The following is a 1,775-nucleotide window of genomic DNA, read 5'->3' as shown; positions in this document are numbered from 1 at the left end:
CCCCCTCTGTTAGGATAGATGTCGTACGATACTTTAGTGTTATAGTTTAAGTAAATAACACGGAGGTCGATCGATATGAAAAAAAATGGAGTACGATATTCGAGAGAACAAAAAGAAGCAATCGTTAAACGCATGATGCCACCGCATAACGAATCAGTGGCTACCATTTCGAAGGAAGAAGGCATCACAGAAGTAACGTTGTACAAGTGGCGTAAGTCAGCACGTGAAGCTGGTGTGGCGACGCCTGGAAACGGTCAAACCAGTGATAAATGGAGTAGTCAAGATAAGTTTTTAATCGTAATGGAGACCTTTGCGATGAACGAAACTGAACTGGCTGAATACTGTCGTAAAAAGGGATTGTACCGTGAACAGATTGAGGCATGGAGAGTGGCTTGTCTCCAAGCAAATGGACAAGTATTTGACCAATCAAAGGAGTTAAATGGTGCGTTGAAGGAAGAAAAGAAGCGTGCTAAGCAACTAGAAAAAGATCTACAAAAGAAAGAAAAAGCATTAGCGGAAGCTGCGGCGTTATTACTTTTGCGAAAAAAGGCCCAAGCGATTTGGGGGGACGACGAGGAAGAATGATTAGCCCATCAAATCGCGCATTAGCTGTAGAACTCATCCAAGAAGCCAATCAAAATGGTGCGCGGTTATCGAAGGCTTGTGAGGAACTTTATATTAGTGTACGAACCTACGAGCGCTGGGTGGTTGATGGTGAGGTTAAGGTCGATCAGCGTCCCTTTGCGAAAAGACCTGTTCCCAAAAATAAGTTGTCTGAGGAAGAAAAAAAGGAAATTCTCGAGGTTGTCAAACAAGAAGAATTTGCCGATCTACCTCCGACGCAAATTGTCCCAAAGCTTGCGGATAAAGGAACATATATTGCGTCAGAATCTACATTTTACCGTGTTTTACGTGAAGGAAAGATGCAACACCACCGTGGCCGCAGCCAAAAGCCAACACGAAGAATTCCCGAGAGTCATCTGGCCACATCACCAAATCAGGTGTGGACATGGGATATCACGTGGCTTGGTGGCCCTGTGAAAGGCTTGTATTATCGCCTTTATTTAATACTGGATCTTTTTAGTAGAAAAGCAGTCGGGTCGGAAGTATGGGAAAAGGAAGAAGCTACACACGCTGAATCACTTGTACAAAAAGCAGTTATTAATGAGAGAATTCAAGGGGCACCACTGGTGTTGCATTCAGACAATGGTAGCCCCATGAAAGCTGAGACCTTTTTAAGTTTACTTGAGAAATTAGGGATTCAAAGTTCTTTTTCAAGACCACGTGTAAGCAATGATAATCCGTATTCAGAAGCTATGTTTCGGACGCTCAAATATCGGCCTGATTATCCGCATAGGGGCTTTGCCTCACTTGAAGAAGCCAGACAATGGGCCCATCAATTTGTCCATTGGTATAATCATATTCATCTGCATAGTGGGCTGAATTACGTAACGCCAGCACAGTGCCATGATGGAGAACACGTAACTATATTGACAAAGAGAAAAGACGTATATGAAGCCGCAAAAGCAAAACATCCAGAACGCTGGGCGAAGAGTCTAAGAAATTGGACACCTATTGAAAAAGTAGCCCTTAATCCAATGCGTGATGACGGGAAAAGGAAACGTTGAGTCCGCCATCATACACTTTATTCCCTGTTGATTTGAATTGAAAGAATGGATTTCCTTTCAATTCAAATCAACAGGCGAGCAAGCGTAGCGCGGTAGCCTTGAGTACACTAAAGTAACTAAATGCGACAACTATATTGACAAACACCG

General features: G+C 43.2%; 1 protein-coding gene. It reads left to right on the top strand.

Translation table 11 applies throughout. The features are described 5' to 3' along the window. Positions 1-75: 75 nt before the first annotated feature. Positions 76-1,628, top strand: a protein-coding gene (locus JCM9157_RS22940) for an IS3 family transposase (RefSeq protein ID WP_439644368.1) whose coding sequence is annotated in 2 segments (ribosomal slippage) — positions 76-556 and positions 556-1,628 — 1,554 coding nt in all. Because the reading frame shifts where the segments join, the coding sequence is not laid out codon by codon here. Positions 1,629-1,775 lie beyond the last annotated feature (147 nt).

This window comes from Halalkalibacter akibai JCM 9157 (genome assembly GCF_000513135.1).
GTDB lineage: Bacteria > Bacillota > Bacilli > Bacillales > Bacillaceae_D > Halalkalibacter > Halalkalibacter akibai.
The sequence above is the reverse complement of the archived record's forward strand: the minus strand, read 5'-3'. Positions and strand labels throughout refer to the sequence as shown.